Origin of the sequence: Pseudohalioglobus sediminis, from assembly GCF_008370495.1 — a bacterium.
Classification (GTDB): Bacteria; Pseudomonadota; Gammaproteobacteria; order Pseudomonadales; family Halieaceae; genus Halioglobus.
On the sequence record NZ_VTUX01000003.1, the window covers coordinates 174,664 to 189,497 of the forward strand.

The 14,834-nt window shown below is 60.5% G+C and carries 11 protein-coding genes; 4 read left to right on the forward strand and 7 right to left on the reverse strand.

Annotated elements, in window-relative coordinates; all coding sequences use genetic code 11:
- Positions 1-107 precede the first annotated feature (107 nt).
- A complete protein-coding gene (locus F0M18_RS07415) occupies positions 108-1,292 on the forward strand; it encodes a thiolase family protein (RefSeq protein WP_149610784.1) in 1,185 nt (394 codons plus the stop codon).
- On the opposite strand, the gene acuI is transcribed toward F0M18_RS07415, so the two are convergent.
- A complete protein-coding gene (gene acuI / locus F0M18_RS07420; protein WP_149610785.1) occupies positions 1,293-2,276 on the reverse strand; it encodes an acrylyl-CoA reductase (NADPH) in 984 nt (327 codons plus the stop codon).
- 123 nt (positions 2,277-2,399) lie between these two features.
- On the opposite strand from acuI, the gene F0M18_RS07425 reads away from it, so the two are divergent.
- On the forward strand, positions 2,400-3,071 hold the full coding sequence (locus F0M18_RS07425) for an SDR family NAD(P)-dependent oxidoreductase (protein ID WP_149610786.1): 672 nt from the start codon (positions 2,400-2,402) through the stop codon (positions 3,069-3,071).
- Between the two features lie 93 nt (positions 3,072-3,164).
- Here F0M18_RS07425 and F0M18_RS07430 read toward each other — a convergent pair whose 3' ends face one another.
- Positions 3,165-4,133: an NAD(P)H-dependent flavin oxidoreductase gene (locus F0M18_RS07430; protein ID WP_149610787.1), complete on the reverse strand. Its 969-nt coding sequence runs from the start codon at positions 4,131-4,133 to the stop codon at positions 3,165-3,167.
- Between the two features lie 136 nt (positions 4,134-4,269).
- Positions 4,270-5,442 (reverse strand): family 1 glycosylhydrolase, encoded by a 1,173-nt coding sequence (locus tag F0M18_RS07435; protein WP_149610788.1) that lies wholly within the window; start codon positions 5,440-5,442, stop codon positions 4,270-4,272.
- Between the two features lie 286 nt (positions 5,443-5,728).
- Between F0M18_RS07435 and F0M18_RS07440 the strand changes: the two genes are divergently transcribed.
- Entirely contained in the window at positions 5,729-6,529 is an 801-nt protein-coding gene (locus F0M18_RS07440) for an acetoacetate decarboxylase family protein (RefSeq protein ID WP_149610789.1), read from the forward strand.
- A 12-nt stretch (positions 6,530-6,541) separates the two neighbouring features.
- Here the strand turns inward: F0M18_RS07440 and F0M18_RS07445 are convergent, their stop codons facing one another.
- Together F0M18_RS07445 and F0M18_RS07450 are read right to left on the reverse strand one after the other, a co-directional pair.
- Positions 6,542-7,249 (reverse strand): Coq4 family protein, encoded by a 708-nt coding sequence (locus tag F0M18_RS07445; RefSeq protein ID WP_149610790.1) that lies wholly within the window; start codon positions 7,247-7,249, stop codon positions 6,542-6,544.
- Between the two features lie 10 nt (positions 7,250-7,259).
- Complete coding sequence (locus F0M18_RS07450) at positions 7,260-9,674, reverse strand: TonB-dependent receptor (RefSeq protein WP_149610791.1); 2,415 nt, start codon at positions 9,672-9,674, stop codon at positions 7,260-7,262.
- 183 nt (positions 9,675-9,857) lie between these two features.
- On the opposite strand from F0M18_RS07450, the gene F0M18_RS07455 reads away from it, so the two are divergent.
- Positions 9,858-11,186 (forward strand): MFS transporter, encoded by a 1,329-nt coding sequence (locus F0M18_RS07455; RefSeq protein WP_188109632.1) that lies wholly within the window; start codon positions 9,858-9,860, stop codon positions 11,184-11,186.
- Positions 11,187-11,213: 27 nt separating this feature from the next.
- Here F0M18_RS07455 and F0M18_RS07460 read toward each other — a convergent pair whose 3' ends face one another.
- Positions 11,214-11,879 (reverse strand): TetR/AcrR family transcriptional regulator, encoded by a 666-nt coding sequence (locus tag F0M18_RS07460; protein ID WP_149610793.1) that lies wholly within the window; start codon positions 11,877-11,879, stop codon positions 11,214-11,216.
- Between the two features lie 159 nt (positions 11,880-12,038).
- The gene (locus tag F0M18_RS07465; protein WP_149610794.1) at positions 12,039-14,732 is read right to left on the reverse strand and encodes a TonB-dependent receptor; all 2,694 of its coding nucleotides are present in this window, start codon (positions 14,730-14,732) and stop codon (positions 12,039-12,041) included.
- Between the last annotated feature and the right edge of the window lie 102 nt (positions 14,733-14,834).

Consider the following 14,834-nt stretch of genomic DNA (forward strand, 5'->3'; position numbering starts at 1 on the left):
GCACACCGGGCCCGCCGCCTGAAGACCAGCCGCAGTTTTGACTGTGGACTCAGAAAGCGCATGTCGCTATTGTCTCGCCAACTATTTCTTTAAGCAGGTAACGCACTATGTCTTCCGACCCCATCGTGATCGCTTCCTATGCCCGCACGCCCATGGGTGGCCTGCTGGGCGCGTTGTCGACAGTGAGCGCCACCGAACTCGGGGCCACCGCGGTACACGCTGCTGTGGCGCGCGCAAACGTCGATACACAGCACATCAACCGCATTTATATGGGTTGCGTGCTGCCCGCCGGCCTCGGGCAGGCTCCCGCCAGACAGGCCGCGCTGGGCGCCGGGCTGCCCCCGTCGGTAGAGGCGACCACGGTCAACAAAATGTGCGGATCCGGCATGCAGGCAGCGATCATGGCCTGCGAGGCACTGGCAGCGGGAACTGCCGACGTCATCATCGCCGGGGGCATGGAATCGATGAGCAACGCGCCCTACCTCCTTGCCAGGCATCGCCGCGGCGCGCGTGCCGGACACGACACCATGCAGGATTCCATGTTTCTCGATGGCCTCGAAGATGCTTACGATAAAGGCACACCGATGGGGGTATTCGCGGAGCGCAATGCGCACAATTACGGCTTAACCCGCGAGGAACAGGACGCCTACGCGGTCGAAAGCCTGACCCGCGCCAACCACGCCATCAGCAGTGGCGCCTTCGACAGGGAAGTGACGGCGGTCACGGTCAAGACGCGCAGCGGCGAGGAGACCATAAGCGTGGATGAGCAGCCGGGCAAGGCCAAACTGGAACGCATCCCCACCCTGAAACCTGCCTTCGTTGAGGGCGGCACCATTACCGCCGCCAACGCTTCCTCCATTTCAGACGGCGCGGCCGCGCTGGTCCTGACCCGCGCCAGCGTCGCCGAGCGGCTGGGCTTGCCGGTCTGCGCCAGGGTCGTGGCGACGGCCGGCCATGCCCATGAGCCAGGCCTGTTCCCCACTGCACCGGGGCCGGCCATGCTCAAGGCGCTGACCACGGCGGGCTGGGGGGTCGATGATGTGGATTTGTTCGAAGTCAACGAAGCCTTTGCCGCGGTCGCCATGATCGCCATGCACGACCTGGCTATCCCCTACGACAAAATCAATGTTAACGGCGGCGCCTGCGCCCTCGGTCACCCTATCGGCGCCTCCGGGGCACGCATACTGGTCACCCTGCTGGCTGCATTGGAGCAGCGCGGCCTGCGCCGCGGTGTCGCCGGCATTTGCATCGGCGGTGGTGAAGCCACCGCCGTGGCCCTGGAACTGGCCTGATCAGGCGTTGACGTCCACCACCAGGCGCCCCTTGATCTTGCCGGCGAGGACATCTGCCGCAACACCGGGCGCCTCCCCGAGCGTGATATCCGTCGCCACCGCTTCCAGAGTATCGGCTTTGATGTCCCGTGCCAGCCGGGCCCAGGCCTGTTCCCGCGGCGCCAGCGGAGCCATCACCGAATCGATGCCATACAGCGTGACACCGCGCAGGATGAAAGGCGCAACACTGGCGGGGAAGTCCATACTCTGGGCCAGGCCACAGGCCGCCAGGGCACCGCGGTAACGCGTCTGGGCGCAGGCGTTGGCCAGGGTGAAGCCACCCACGGCGTCGACCACGCCGGCCCAGCGTTCACGCTGCATGGGCTTGCCGGCCTCGGACAGCTCGGCGCGATCGATAATGCTGCTGGCGCCAAGTGACTTCAGGTAGGCCTCCTCGGAGGCCTTACCGGTTGAGGCGACCACGTCGTAACCGGCGGTTTTGAGCAGGGCGATAGCAATGCTGCCCACGCCACCGCTGGCCCCGGTGACCAGGACTTCGCCGTCCCCCGGCGCGATGCCGTGGTTGACCAGCGCATCCACGCATAGCCCGGCCGTGTAGCCGGCAGTACCGATGATCATGGCCTGGCGGGTATCGAAGGCATCGGGCAGCGCCACCAGCCAGTCGCCGCGCAAGCGCGCATATTGCGCCAGGCCACCCCAGTGCCCCTCGCCCACGCCCCAGCCGTTAAGCACCACTTTGTCGCCGACCCCCCAGCGCTCATCACTGCTTTCCTCCACCACGCCAGCCAGGTCAATCCCCGGCACCATCGGATAGCTGCGCACTACCGGTGCGGCACCGGTAATCGCCAGGGCGTCCTTGTAGTTGATGGTGGAGTAATCGACGCGCACCAGTACTTCGCCCTCCGGCAGTTGGTCCGGCGCCAGCGACTCCACCTGCACCGAGCGATCATCCCCAGATTGATTGATAAGCAATGCCTTGAACATGTTGGCTCCTTGGTTTGAGTTGTTCCCGGGTCCGGCCGCTAAAAAAACACGCAGCAGACATGCAGCGGCAGCCATACATAGTAAGATGAGCAGCCACACACAACAATGGGAGCTTACAACAGCATGCTCGAAGATCTACATGTGGTAATAACCGGCGCCGCCGGCACCCTGGGGCAAGCAGCGGCCGAGCGCGCCTCTGCCTATGGCGCCCGCGTCACCGGCCTGGACATTCGCGATGCGGATACCCTGCCCCACACCCAGCACTACCAGGCACTGGACCTGCTGGACCGCGAGGCGACACGGGCCGCTATACAGCAACTTGGGCGCATCGATGCACTGCTGAACATCGCCGGTGGCTTTGCCATGGGCGATAGCGCCGCGGATCCGGATTCAGAGCAGTGGCAGCAGATGTTTCGCCTCAATGTGGATACCCTGCGCAACACCACCATGGCGGTGGTACCGGTGATGCAGGCACAGCAGCGCGGCGCTATCGTCAATGTGGGCGCCCTCGGTGCCCTGCAGGGCCAGGGTTCGATGAGTGCCTACTGCTGCGCCAAGGGCTCGGTCATGAAACTGACTGAAAGTCTTTCGGATGAGTTGCGTGGCGACAATATCAACGTCAACGCCGTGCTGCCGAGCATCATCGATACACCGCCCAACCGGGAGGGCATGCCCGACGCCGACTTCAGCACCTGGGTTTCGCCCCGTGACCTCGCGGAAGTAATGTGTTTCCTGGCGTCGCCGGCTGCCGCTGCAGTGCACGGGGCACTGGTGCCCGTGCGCGGCTTGTCCTGAGCAAGCGTAGGGAAGTGAAACACCGCGGCCTGGAACAGGCCGCGGCTCAGCGCCGGTATCCGGCTGGCATGGCCAGCCCCGTCGGCCCCGGTATCAGGCGATAGCCGACGCCAGGCGCTGGCCGATTATCTCTTCGGCATCAGCCATGATATTGCGCACCAGCTCCTCACAGGTGGGTATATCGTTGATCAGGCCACCACTCATACCCACGGTGACCATACCCGCTTCGATGTCACCGGTGGACCAGGCTTTTTCCTGGTTGGCACCGGATACCAGGTGGTGTACCTGACCAAAATCGCCGCCCGCGGCCTCGATCGCGGCGACTTCGTCGGCAATACTGTTGCGATAAACCCGGGCCGTGTTCTTGTAGCTGCGGAAAATCAGGCGCGTCTGGTTCTCGTCCATTTCCACAATCTTCTGCTTGATACCCTCATGAATTGGCGCCTCCTGGGTGACCAGGAAACGGCTGCCCATGTTGATGCCCTCACAACCCAGCGCCAGTGCTGCCACCAGGCCGCGGCCGTCGGCTATGCCGCCTGAAGCGACGACAGGAATCTTGAGCGCCTGTGCCGCAGCGGGAAACAATACCAGGCCGCCCACGTCCTGCTCACCGGGGTGACCGGCACACTCGAAGCCATCGATACTGACCACATCAACGCCGATACGCTCCGACTTCAATGCATGGCGCACCGCGACGCACTTATGGATAACCTTGACGTCATTGGACTTGAAGCGCTCCATGAAGGGCTCCGGGCTGCGTCCCGCCGTTTCCACGATCTTCACGCCGCAGTCGATGATGGCGTCGACATAGTCGTCGTAGTTGATCTCCGTGGCCACCACGCCCACGGTCAGGTTGACGCCGAAAGGCTTGTCGGTAAGGGAACGGCACTTCTCGATTTCAGCCACCAGCCCTTCCGGGGTCGGCTGGGTCAGTGCGGTCATAACGCCCAATGCACCGGCGTTGGAAGCCGCTGCTGCCAACTCTGCGGTACCGACGCGCATCATGCCGCCGCAGATGATCGGGGTTTCAATTCCAAGCAATTCGGTCAATCGGGTCTTCACAAATTCTACTCCTGCAGATGGGAAAAGGGGCACTTGGCCAAAGCGGTCAATTCTGGCACTTATCGCCGCGAATTACCAAGACCATGCAGGGTAGGCATTCATCACCGAAACCGGCGCGATAGAAACAGCCTGGCGACTAGATCGGTGTGCCTCGGCGGACGTGATCCGCAAAGGTTTTCGCCACCGGACGCGGCGATCGCGCCGTGTCAAACAGTCCGACTTCGGTAACCTGCCCGGTGGGTTCGACAAGCAGGGTCTGCCAGTCGTACTGGTCGCCGCGGCTGTACCAGCACAAACCGACCATGGGCAGACCATCAGCGCGCATGCGCCCCACTGCGGCGAGCAGTTCGTCAAGCCACTGCTCCTGTTCGGCAATGGGCAGGCCGAAGTTCGAGGTTTCCGATATCCAGAAAGGCACCTGGTAGCGCTGATACCAGTCGCGTGCATCCCGCTCATAAAGAGCCACGCGCTCGCGAATGCTCAACGCGGGCGCTTCGCCGCCAAAGAACTGGAAATTGTGCGGATAGATATCGTGACCCGCTATCAATCGGTCCCTGCGCGCCAGTGCTTTGATACGCTGCAGCGTTTCGGGGTCCACGGCGCCCAGGAACTCGGCACCCTCCTCCCTCGGTTCCAGGCCCAGGTGCAGGTCCCATACCAGCCAACCCAGGTAACGGCGCCGCTCAACTTCCGCTTGCAGGTCTGGGCTCAACGCGATGGGTATATTGAACGTTTCCGCGCTGACCCAGACGTTATCGCGATCGGCATCAATGCGCGCCAGCGCTTCCAGATTCGCCAGGGTGATATTGGCGAGGATGCGTGCAAAATCGGGCTCCGAGGCGAGGCGGTCATTCCAGGCGCCAAGGTATCCTGCGGTGATCGCCGTCCAGGCCGGCTCGTTCACCGGTGTGAAGTAACGCGCCTGCGGGTACCTTGCCAGAAACGCTTCCACATAGCGCACGAAATGATCGACCCAGGCGGGGTCGGCGTAGCCGCGACAGAAGTCCGGTTGCCCGAAGTGCAGCATATCGATTAACGGTACCAGGCCCGCGCGCTCGCAGGCTTCCAGCGCTCTGTCCCAGAGCGACCAGTCGTATAGCCCGGGCTGCGTTTCCGTGAGCCGCCAGGGCATACCGTAGCGAACGTGGCGCACACCCAGGTCAGCGATACTCTGCAGGTCGGCCTGCTGATGGCGCATATGGCCGCTGTAGTCCAGCTGGTCGATACGATAAGGCTGACCGTCTTTTACCGACCAGGGGTCCGAGGACTCCTCACCGACGGACCAGAGAAATTCGGGTAAACCAGACATGCTTGCCTCCGCGGGATGGGCTTGTGTTTCATTATTGATTTGTCACGAATCATACAAAGCTTTTCGATGCTTGAAAACGTTTGTTTTCCTTCCAAGCGATGCGCTGATAAGTATTTATTCAGCGTTTTACGACAAATAAATTGATTAAGAGCATGCCAAATGGAGTACAGGCTGGACTTGCAAACACATTTATGAAAAGATTTCTTTTCACTAGTACGGGATTCAGCAACACAAACCACCAGCGTGCTCGCCACAGCCGAGCCGGCTACCTTGCAGGAGGAACACGATGGCCACATTCGCCGACGATCACCGCTACGCCATGCCCGCCCACTTCGGTGGCGAACCGGGAGGCATGTACCCGCTACACTACCGCGACACCGTGAGCGCAACCGTATGGTACGAGACTGATGGTGAGCAACTGGCACAGCTGCTGCCCCCCGGGTTCACACTGGATGCCCCACAGATAATGGTCTCCGCGGTGATGAACCGCGGTGTGGAATGGATGGCGGGAGAAGCCTACAACATCCTCTCCGTGAACGTGCCGGCCACCTATCGTGGTGCACAGGACACACTGTCGGGCTGGTATTGCCTGGTGGTCTGGGAGAACAACGCGATCCCGATTCTCCCGGGCCGCGAGGGCACTGGCATTCCCAAGATCTACGGTGAAATCGAGGATTTCCGCTTTGACGCGGACACAATGCGCACCTGGGCACACCTCTCAGGCCATACTTTCTGCCAGCTGCATCTCACCGGGATCGTCGACGCCGAGGAACGGCGCCGCGCTGAAATCGACGACGCCTTCTCCACCATGCAATGGATGGCCTGGCGCTATATCCCCCGCACCGGTCCCACTGGCGGCGCGGAACTGTCCCAGGCGACAGTGTTCCCACAGGAGTTCGTGAGCACGCGCGTTCGTTTCGCACACAATACGATCGAGTGGAGTGTGCCACCGCTGTGGCAAAACCCGACGCAACACCACATCATCAGCGCCCTGGCGACGCTACCAGTGGGCAAACCTTCGGGGCCGGCCGTGATTATGGATGCGGAAAACATCCTCCGTGGCGACCTGGCAAGGGTGCTGCGTTAGGCAGACAATCTCCTAGCCGGCCAGGGCCCCGCCTCCAGCGGGGTCGATGCCGTATTCGCGGCGTATATCCAGCAGCGGGCGATCCAGCATCTTCTCGTACTCGAGAAAGGCGATATTCCCGGCGCGATTTCCAAACTGCCAGCCCTCGGCGATATTGTCCATTACCGTCGGGATGCTGTCCGGTTCGAGGAAGGTCATGCGCGTGGTCAATACGCTCATCCACATCGCCATATAGGGAAAGTGCATCTGCGCCAGGGTGAACGCCTGCAGGGCGATTTCGCCCGGACCATCCGGGTCATAGCCGGTGAGCAGATGCATGAAGTCATGAATCTGGAATCCGCGGATGATCGCGTACTTGAATTCCTCGGGCATGCCGTCAAGGGCGCCGGAACTCTCCATGTGTTCGTGCAGCATGCGGTAGTTGGTGGCGATCTTCGCCTCCAGGCCATTGTCGACAATGAAATGGTAATAGCTGTGGCCCAGGGTCTCATGACGGTAACCGGCCAGGGTGTCGAGATCCAGCGGGTCCGCGTAATAGCCCGAAGCAAGGAACGCCTCAGCCTCCGGTACTGAACGAAACGCTTCGAGATACTGTTGCGTTACGGCCGCGGGTGCGTGCCGCCACCATTCGTTGAACAGGAAGTGAACGCCGTGCTCATCCGGGTTATCGAAGGTCAGCAGCAGTTTCTCTGCGAAATGGCGGTCTATCGCGTTACTCATGATGGTCCTCCTAGAAACTGCCGCGGAAGGCGATACCGAAAATACGCTCGGCGTCTTTTGGGCGATAGTGCAGGGTATTGGCTGAGTATCCGATTATGAAGTCCTGGAACACGTTGGTCACATAGTCTTCATCCAGCAGGTTACGCGCAAACAGCGTGACCTGGTAAGTCCCATCCTGGCTACCGAAACCAATGTTGCCATTGAGGATCCCGTAATCATCCTGCACCGTTAGCGGGTTCTGGCTGATGCTGTAGTTGACTTCATCCTGCCAGGCATAGCTCAACTGGCCGAACACGCGCAGGTTACTGCCGCCGAGGTCGCGCTGGTACCGCCCGCTGACGTAGTACTTCCAGTCCGGGGAATTGGGCATGTCGCCGCCGGCGAGGTCCTTGGTAGTGGAGACGGTACCGCCGGGGCCGGGTGTAAACACGCAACCCGGGTCCGAGGTGACCGGCACATAGCAGGGGCCTCCGGGGTAGTCCTCGATGGTGGCGTCCACATAGGATACCGCGGCATCAAATACCCAGTGTTCGCCGATGTTGGCACGGGTCTCCAGTTCCACGCCGCGGGAGCGCACCTCGCCGACATTGGACAGGATGAAGGTTTGCTCCACGGCACTGAACTGCTCCTCCTGGAAGTTCTCGTAATCGCTCCAGAAGCCGGTCAAAGCCACGAAGCCGCGGTTATCCAGGATGGCGGTGCGCAAACCCACCTCAAAGTTGTCGGATGTCTCGGCGTCGATATCGGCAATCGCACCGCCTTCGAACACACCTGTTGGCCCTTTATAGCCTCGCGCGTAGCTGCCGTAGACCATCGTGTCGTCGGTCACATCGTATTGCAGCGCCAGTTTGCCGGAGGCGCCGTCACCACTGACTGAATCACTGAGGGTGGCAGCGGGACCAAAGCCCCAACCGGGGACGATATTGGGTATGGTGACTTCGAAATCCAGGTCGGTTTCATCGTACTGGTAACGCATGCCGGCGGTGAGCGCCAGCGCGTCGGTGAAGCGATAGGTGCCCTGGCCGAACACCGCGTAGTTATCACCTTTCACGTTGCGCACCACCTCGGCGACGGTCAGCGCCGGCTGGCCGTTCACGTCGGGAAAACCGACAAGGCGGCTGGCATCGGTCAGGGAAATGATCGAGAAGGTCGGGTCGACACAGGCCTGCCCCGGCACCAATGACGGCGACGGTGGCCCCGGCGGAAAGCCCAGGATCAGGCCAGGCAGGGTACACAGGTCGAAATCCCGGCGCACGCTGTCGTCAAGCTCATAGGTCTGAAAATAAGCGCCGACGATGTACTCGAGTTTTTCTCCGGCCGGCGAGGTCAGGCGCAGCTCCTGGGAGAACTGGTCGATGGTCTGGCCAACGCGTTGCTGGAAGTTTACCGGCCCAACATTCCCGAACGGGGACGGAGTAAAGTAGTAGAACCGGGTTTCGCGAATCGGCGTGGGCTGTTCGTCCACGTCGTCCCGGGTCTCGATCTCCCATTCCATGTAGGCGCTGAGCGAGGTCAGCGTGAAATCACCCACATCCCAGTTCAGCTCCGCCTGCAGACTCCATTCATCGGTGTTCTCGAAGCCCTGCCCGTCCGATGTCGAGGTTTCGTTTTCGTCATCTGCCGTGACACCCAGGCCGCTGACGATATCCTGCAGTGCGGGCTCGCTGATGCTGCGCCATTGCAGGTCCGGGCCGGTCTTGTCCGACTCCCTGACGTAGCCGGTCACCAGCAGGTTAATGTTGTCGGTCAGGTCACTGTCTATTTTGCCACGCACGGTGTAGGTCTCTTCACCGTTATTCTTGCCGCTCACGGATGGGTTGGGGGTGAATCCGTCGTTGTCCTCATAATAAACACTGAGACCGGCGGCGGTACTGTCGGTCAAGGGGCCAGACAGGGCCCCGCGGAAGATGTACTGGTCATCCTCGATCAACTGCAGTTCCGCCTCACCCTCCAGTGCCTCGCGTGAGGGCCGTCGCGTGATGATCTGCACCAGGCCTGCTGAGGAGTTCTTGCCGAACAGGGTGCCCTGCGGGCCGCGCAGCACTTCGATGCGCTCCACATCGATCAGGTTGATAAAGGCCTGGCTGGTGCGGGCGAGCACGACACCGTCGATGGAGAAAGCCACCGTAGGTTCCACCTGGAGCGCGAAGCCACCGGTGCCAATACCGCGTATGCTGATATCATCGTCGAGTATGGTCAGCGACGGCGCCAGCCGGGTGAGGCTCTCCACCCCGGTAATAAACTCTTCGTCAACTTTCACACCGCTCAGGGCATTCATGGCCACCGGGATGTCGAGCATGTTCTCGCTGCGCTTCTGCGCGGTGACAATCACTTCCTCAAGGACGTCCTGGGCAGCGGCCGGGGCGGCCAGGGAGAGTGCCGAGGCCAGGGCCACGAACAAATGGGATCTTTCGATAGTACGCATAGTGTAACCTCAACATTATTGTTATTCGTCATCGGCGGCACGTAACACTGTAGCGGTCATGTTCAACCGTGCTAGTATCAAAAATAATATAGCAAACGCTCAAAAAAACCAATAACTGATAATCGACCAGCCCGCCCGCCAGTGATTCAAACCCGGGGCGCCGGCGATGCGGAGAATGCACCGTTGCCAACAACGCCACACAGCCTTGATCCCTCACCGCGCACCAGTCTCACCTATGCGTCACTACAGCTACTTATCGCCTATGTCACCCTGGCCATTGTCAACTATGTCCCGGCCTTCTATGCCAGTGAGGTGGGCATACCGATGCTGGCCATCAGTGCGCTGATGCTGCTGTCTCGCGGGCTCGATGTCATCACCGACCCCCTGATCGGTTTTTTGAGTGATCGCACAAGTTCCAGGCTCGGCCGGCGCAAGCCCTGGATTCTTGCGGGGGCGCCCGTGCTGTTGCTGGGATGCTGGTTACTGTTCCTGCCGCCGGACCATGCCGGCAAGCTCTATTTTCTCGCCGGCATTTCCATCCTGTTCCTGGGCCTGACCATGGTGCAGCTACCCTATGTCGCCTGGGGCGCGGAGCTGGCCAGCAGCTATGATGGCCGCACACGCGTCACCAGCCTGCGCGAACGCGTTGGCGCCCTCGGCAGTATCTGCGCCCTGCTAACCGCCTTCGTTGTGGCCCGCGCCGGCCATGAAAACCTGCGCCCGGTGCTGGAGGTGATGACCTGGGTGATCTTCCTGTGCCTGCCGCCGCTGATACTACTGGCGGTACGCCGTGTGCCGGCGGGTCACCCCCATATCGGCGAGCACGTGCCGTTTTTCCATGGCGCCATGATCGCGTTTAGAAACCGCAGTTTTCGCCTCTTCGCGCTCGCCATATTGCTGCTCTATATCGGCATTACCCCGGGAGGCGCAGTGGGATGGTTCCTGTTCGACCACTACTTCTCGCGGCCCGATCTCTACGCCCCATCGTTGTTGCTGGAGTTCATCGCCAGCTTTATCGGCCTGCCGGTATGGACGGCAATTGCCGTGCGCACTTCCAAGCACCGCGCATTGAGCTACGCACTGCTGTGGATCGCGCTGTTCACCGCGGTGATTCCACTGATGGCAGCCTTCGGTGTATGGGGGATTATCGTGACCATTACCCTGCGCTCGCTGGCGCTCGGCGCCCTGCTCATGCTGCCCATGGCGATAATCGCCGATGTAATCGATCTGGACGCCGCCACAACAGGCACACAACGCACGGGGGTGTACATGGCTTTCGGCGGCATCGTGGTGAAGTTCGCCATTACCGTGGGCGTGGCTGCGGCGCTGGCGATACCCGGACTCTTTGGATTCGACGCTACCAGCCACGCCAACAGCGACACGGCCCTGTTCTCGGTAATCGGCACCTACTCGTGGATGCCGGGCCTGTTTTTCCTCGCAGCGGTGCCGCTGTTCTGGCGCTTCCCGCTCGATCGCAGTGAACTGGCAAAGGCGCAGGCAGCGCTGGATTGAACCGGTGACTGTCAGCCAGAAGGCAGTCTAGTCGCCATCCCGCGGGCCCAGGAACAGCGATATCAATGCATCCGCATGGGCCTCAATCATTTTATTGGTCGTGGTATCCACGCCGTAGATTGCGCGGATTTCCTCACTGGCCAGAAAGGGCTGGTGGGCGGCGCCCAGGAAGGCATACTGCAGGAGGATCGGGTTCATGCCGGGGAAGTAGCCACGCTTCTGCAGTAGCTCGAGCCCGTGCTGGAAATCGCCGTGTGAAAAACGGCGCACATTCTGGGCTGCCCAGCTGATGCGTGGGTTGGGGGCGGCCGCCTCGCGCATGATCATCTTGAAATAGTCCGGGTGTTTGGCCGCATGCCGGACGTAGGCGCGAATCCATTCCTCGGTAAGGTCGCGGTCGGGATCTTTTTCTACTTCGAAAGGTGGCGGCGGCAAATCCTCGGACATGGAATCGTGGGCGTGCAGCAGAGCCGCCTGCCACAAACCCTCCTTGTCCGAAAAATAAAACTTGATAAGGCCCTGGCTGACACCGGCGCGGTCAGCAATGCTGCGCCAGGTTGCGCCGTCGAAACCCTTCTCGGCAAACTCGCTGAGTGCAGCGCGGATGACACGCTGTTCCCTGTCATTCTGTTTACTCGCGGATGCGGCGGGCGGGTTACCCGCCTCGCGGCTCGCCCGGGTTCTCTTCGTCATAATCGCTAACCAACTTGTTCAGGCGCCAGAAACAGCGCCGATGCGGCGGCGCTCGGCCGGCAGTATACGCGGAAAACAGCTGTAGGGAGAAATGCATGCGCAGTGCCGGGCACCATGCGTCAAAAAAGACCGGGCCCTAAGGCCCGGCCAATAGAGGTGTCAGAAGTTGTATCCCAGGGTGACACCGTACAGTCGTGGTTCCACCAGGAACACGTTGGTGAACAGGCCCGCAGACGCATCCGATGCATACATGCCCACGGTATCGTCCTCGTCGCCGATGTTTTTCACATACGCCCGGGCGTACCATGTGTCATCCTGCGAATCGATACTCAACTGTGCATTCCAGATTTGAAAGGAATCGATCTTGTCGATCGGGCGGTTGTAGATGCGACCGTACATCTCGTCCTGCCAGTAGTAGTCGACACGCAGGGTGACATCCACTGAGTTCAGCGGCCAGGTGTATTGCCCGCCCGCGCTGATGGTGTACTCCGGCGAATTGGACAAGGCGTTACCGGAAAGGTCTACAGCCACGCCACCATCGAGCGTGTAAGGCTCAGGCAGTGGTGAGCCGTCGCTCAACACCGGCGCGCTGCAGCTGTTGAAGCCGGGCATGTCCGGCGCCGGCGCACCGTTGTGCAGCACCACGCAGTTGGAGGCAGAAAAACTGTCTTTCAACAGGGTCACGTCACTCCGACCCTGGGTAGGGTCACGCGGATCCGAGGAGGCGAAGTCCTTGATTTCCGTTTTCAGGTAAGCAAGATTTGCGTTGAACAACCAGTTGGCCGTGGGTGCGAAAATGAACTCAGCCTCCAAACCGTATATCTCCGCATCCGTGTTCTCGGTAAATGCGGTGCGATCTACAAGCTTGGATACCTGGTAGCCTTCGTAATCGTAATAGAAACCCGTTACGTTGGCCTGCAGCGTGTCATCGAACAGCTGGTTCTTGGTGCCGACCTCGAAAGCGTCCACGTACTCGGGCTCAAAGGTCTTGGAGATGTTCGGGAATTCCTGCTCGTCAAAGGGTGCGTTGAAACCACCGCCCTTGTAACCGCGAGAATAAGACGCGTAGAACATGGTCTGGTCAGACCAGTTGAATTCCGGCATCCACTCCAGCACCACTCGACCGGTAGTCTCCTGCCAGCTTTGCGTGTCCTCACGACTGACCGCCTGGTCGCCGTAGGGCAGGTCTGCGCCAAAGGGCTGCAATACCGGTATGCCGTTGGCGTCGCTGGCCAGGAACAGGGCGGCATCTCGAATCGTTTTCTCGTCATCGGTATAGCGCAGGCCAACGGTAAGCTTCAGGGTATCGTTCAGGTCGTAATAGGCCTCGCCGAACACCGCCTGCGAATCGAGTTCATACTTCTCAGTGGTGTTGTGGAAAGCCGGGCTGACCCAGCCAAGCCCGTCCGCACCGATGGCGCCGCCCAGCGCAATCGGTACCGCGGGAAATACCAGGGCAAAGTAATCCAGGCCGGTGCCCAGCACAATGTAGTCGTCTTCCAGCTCATAGTTCAGGTAGAACGCGCCCACCATGAAGTTGAAACGGCCATCGTACTCGGAAGCGAAGTTGGCCTCGAGGCTGTATTCATCCGCGGAGTTCGCCGACTCGTCGTACACTTCCATGGTGTTGGTGAAGCGAGCGATATTGCCGCCTACCGAACCAGTGTTATTGCCCGATGTGGAGGAAATCGGCAGTGTGTTGTCCGCGAAGTAGGTCGCGTGAGTTACCGGCGCGATGAACTCCAGTAGCGGCGAGGGGAAAAACTCGGTGTCACTGGCGGCCATGTTGAAGTCCTGGTTCGAAACCAGGTCTGTGGTGTGGTAGCTACCCATCAGCGTCAGCGAGTGCTCATCGAAATCGTGCTCGAGGCGGATCATCGCCAGCGTTTCGTCCATCTTATAGCTGGGGTCGGTCTGCGCGTTGACCTTGCGCATGTCGCGTGGATTAAACCTGGCCTCGTTGCTGAAACCGGGCACGGGACCCAGGGGGCCCAGGGCAGCGGCCAGGGTCGAGGTCACCTGCGCGGTCTGGTTCACGGTTTCGAAAGCGAGTTTGTCAGGCAGACAACCCAGCAGGCCCGACGGGTCGTTATGACACAGCTGCTTCTGGCTGCGCGTGCGACTGCTGTCCTCATCCATGTATGACACCATGAAGTTGATGGTGGTGTCTTCGGTCATGAACCATTGCGCTGAAGCTCTCAGTGAGTACTGGTCGCGATCGTCGATATCGTTACCGGTGTAGATGTTCTCGGTGTAGCCATCGCGCTGCAGGCCGATCCCGGCGAGGCGAACCGCGAAGTTGTCACCGAAAGGAATGTTCACCATGCCTTTCAGGCGAATGTGGTCGTAGTTGCCGAACTGCCCTTCCAGATTGGCCTCAAACTCGTCCGGATTGGCGCGGTTGGTGATCATATTGACTGCGCCTCCGGTTGAGTTGCGGCCGTACAGTGTGCCCTGTGGGCCGCGCAGAATCACCAGCTGCTCCAGGTCGTAATACTCGGTCTGGAATATTCTCGGCTGCTGCAACGGCACCTCGTTGACGTGAATACCCACGCCGAGATCGCCGCCGGCGGTGATCAGGTCGCTGCCGATGCCACGGATCTTGAAGTTGCTGCCGGTAAAGTTGTCCTTGGTGAAGGTGACGTTCGGGGCGGTATAGCGTACATCGGCCACGTTGGTGATCTGTTTCGCTTCCAGCTGTGTAGAGTCGAAGGCCGTCACCGCAATCGGTACATCCTGCAGGTTTTCGGCGCGCTTCTGCGCAACCACGATCACCTCCTCCAGTTGCGCCTGTGCGGCCATGCTGAAAGTCAGCCCGGACGCCACCGCTACTGCGGTGGCAAGAACAGACATTTTTTGAGTGTTTGCTTTTTTATACGTGCTCACGGATATTCCCTCTTATACTCTTGGGGTTCACAAAAGATTGGTTTAAAGCGGCGTTTCGGTCAGGCGCCC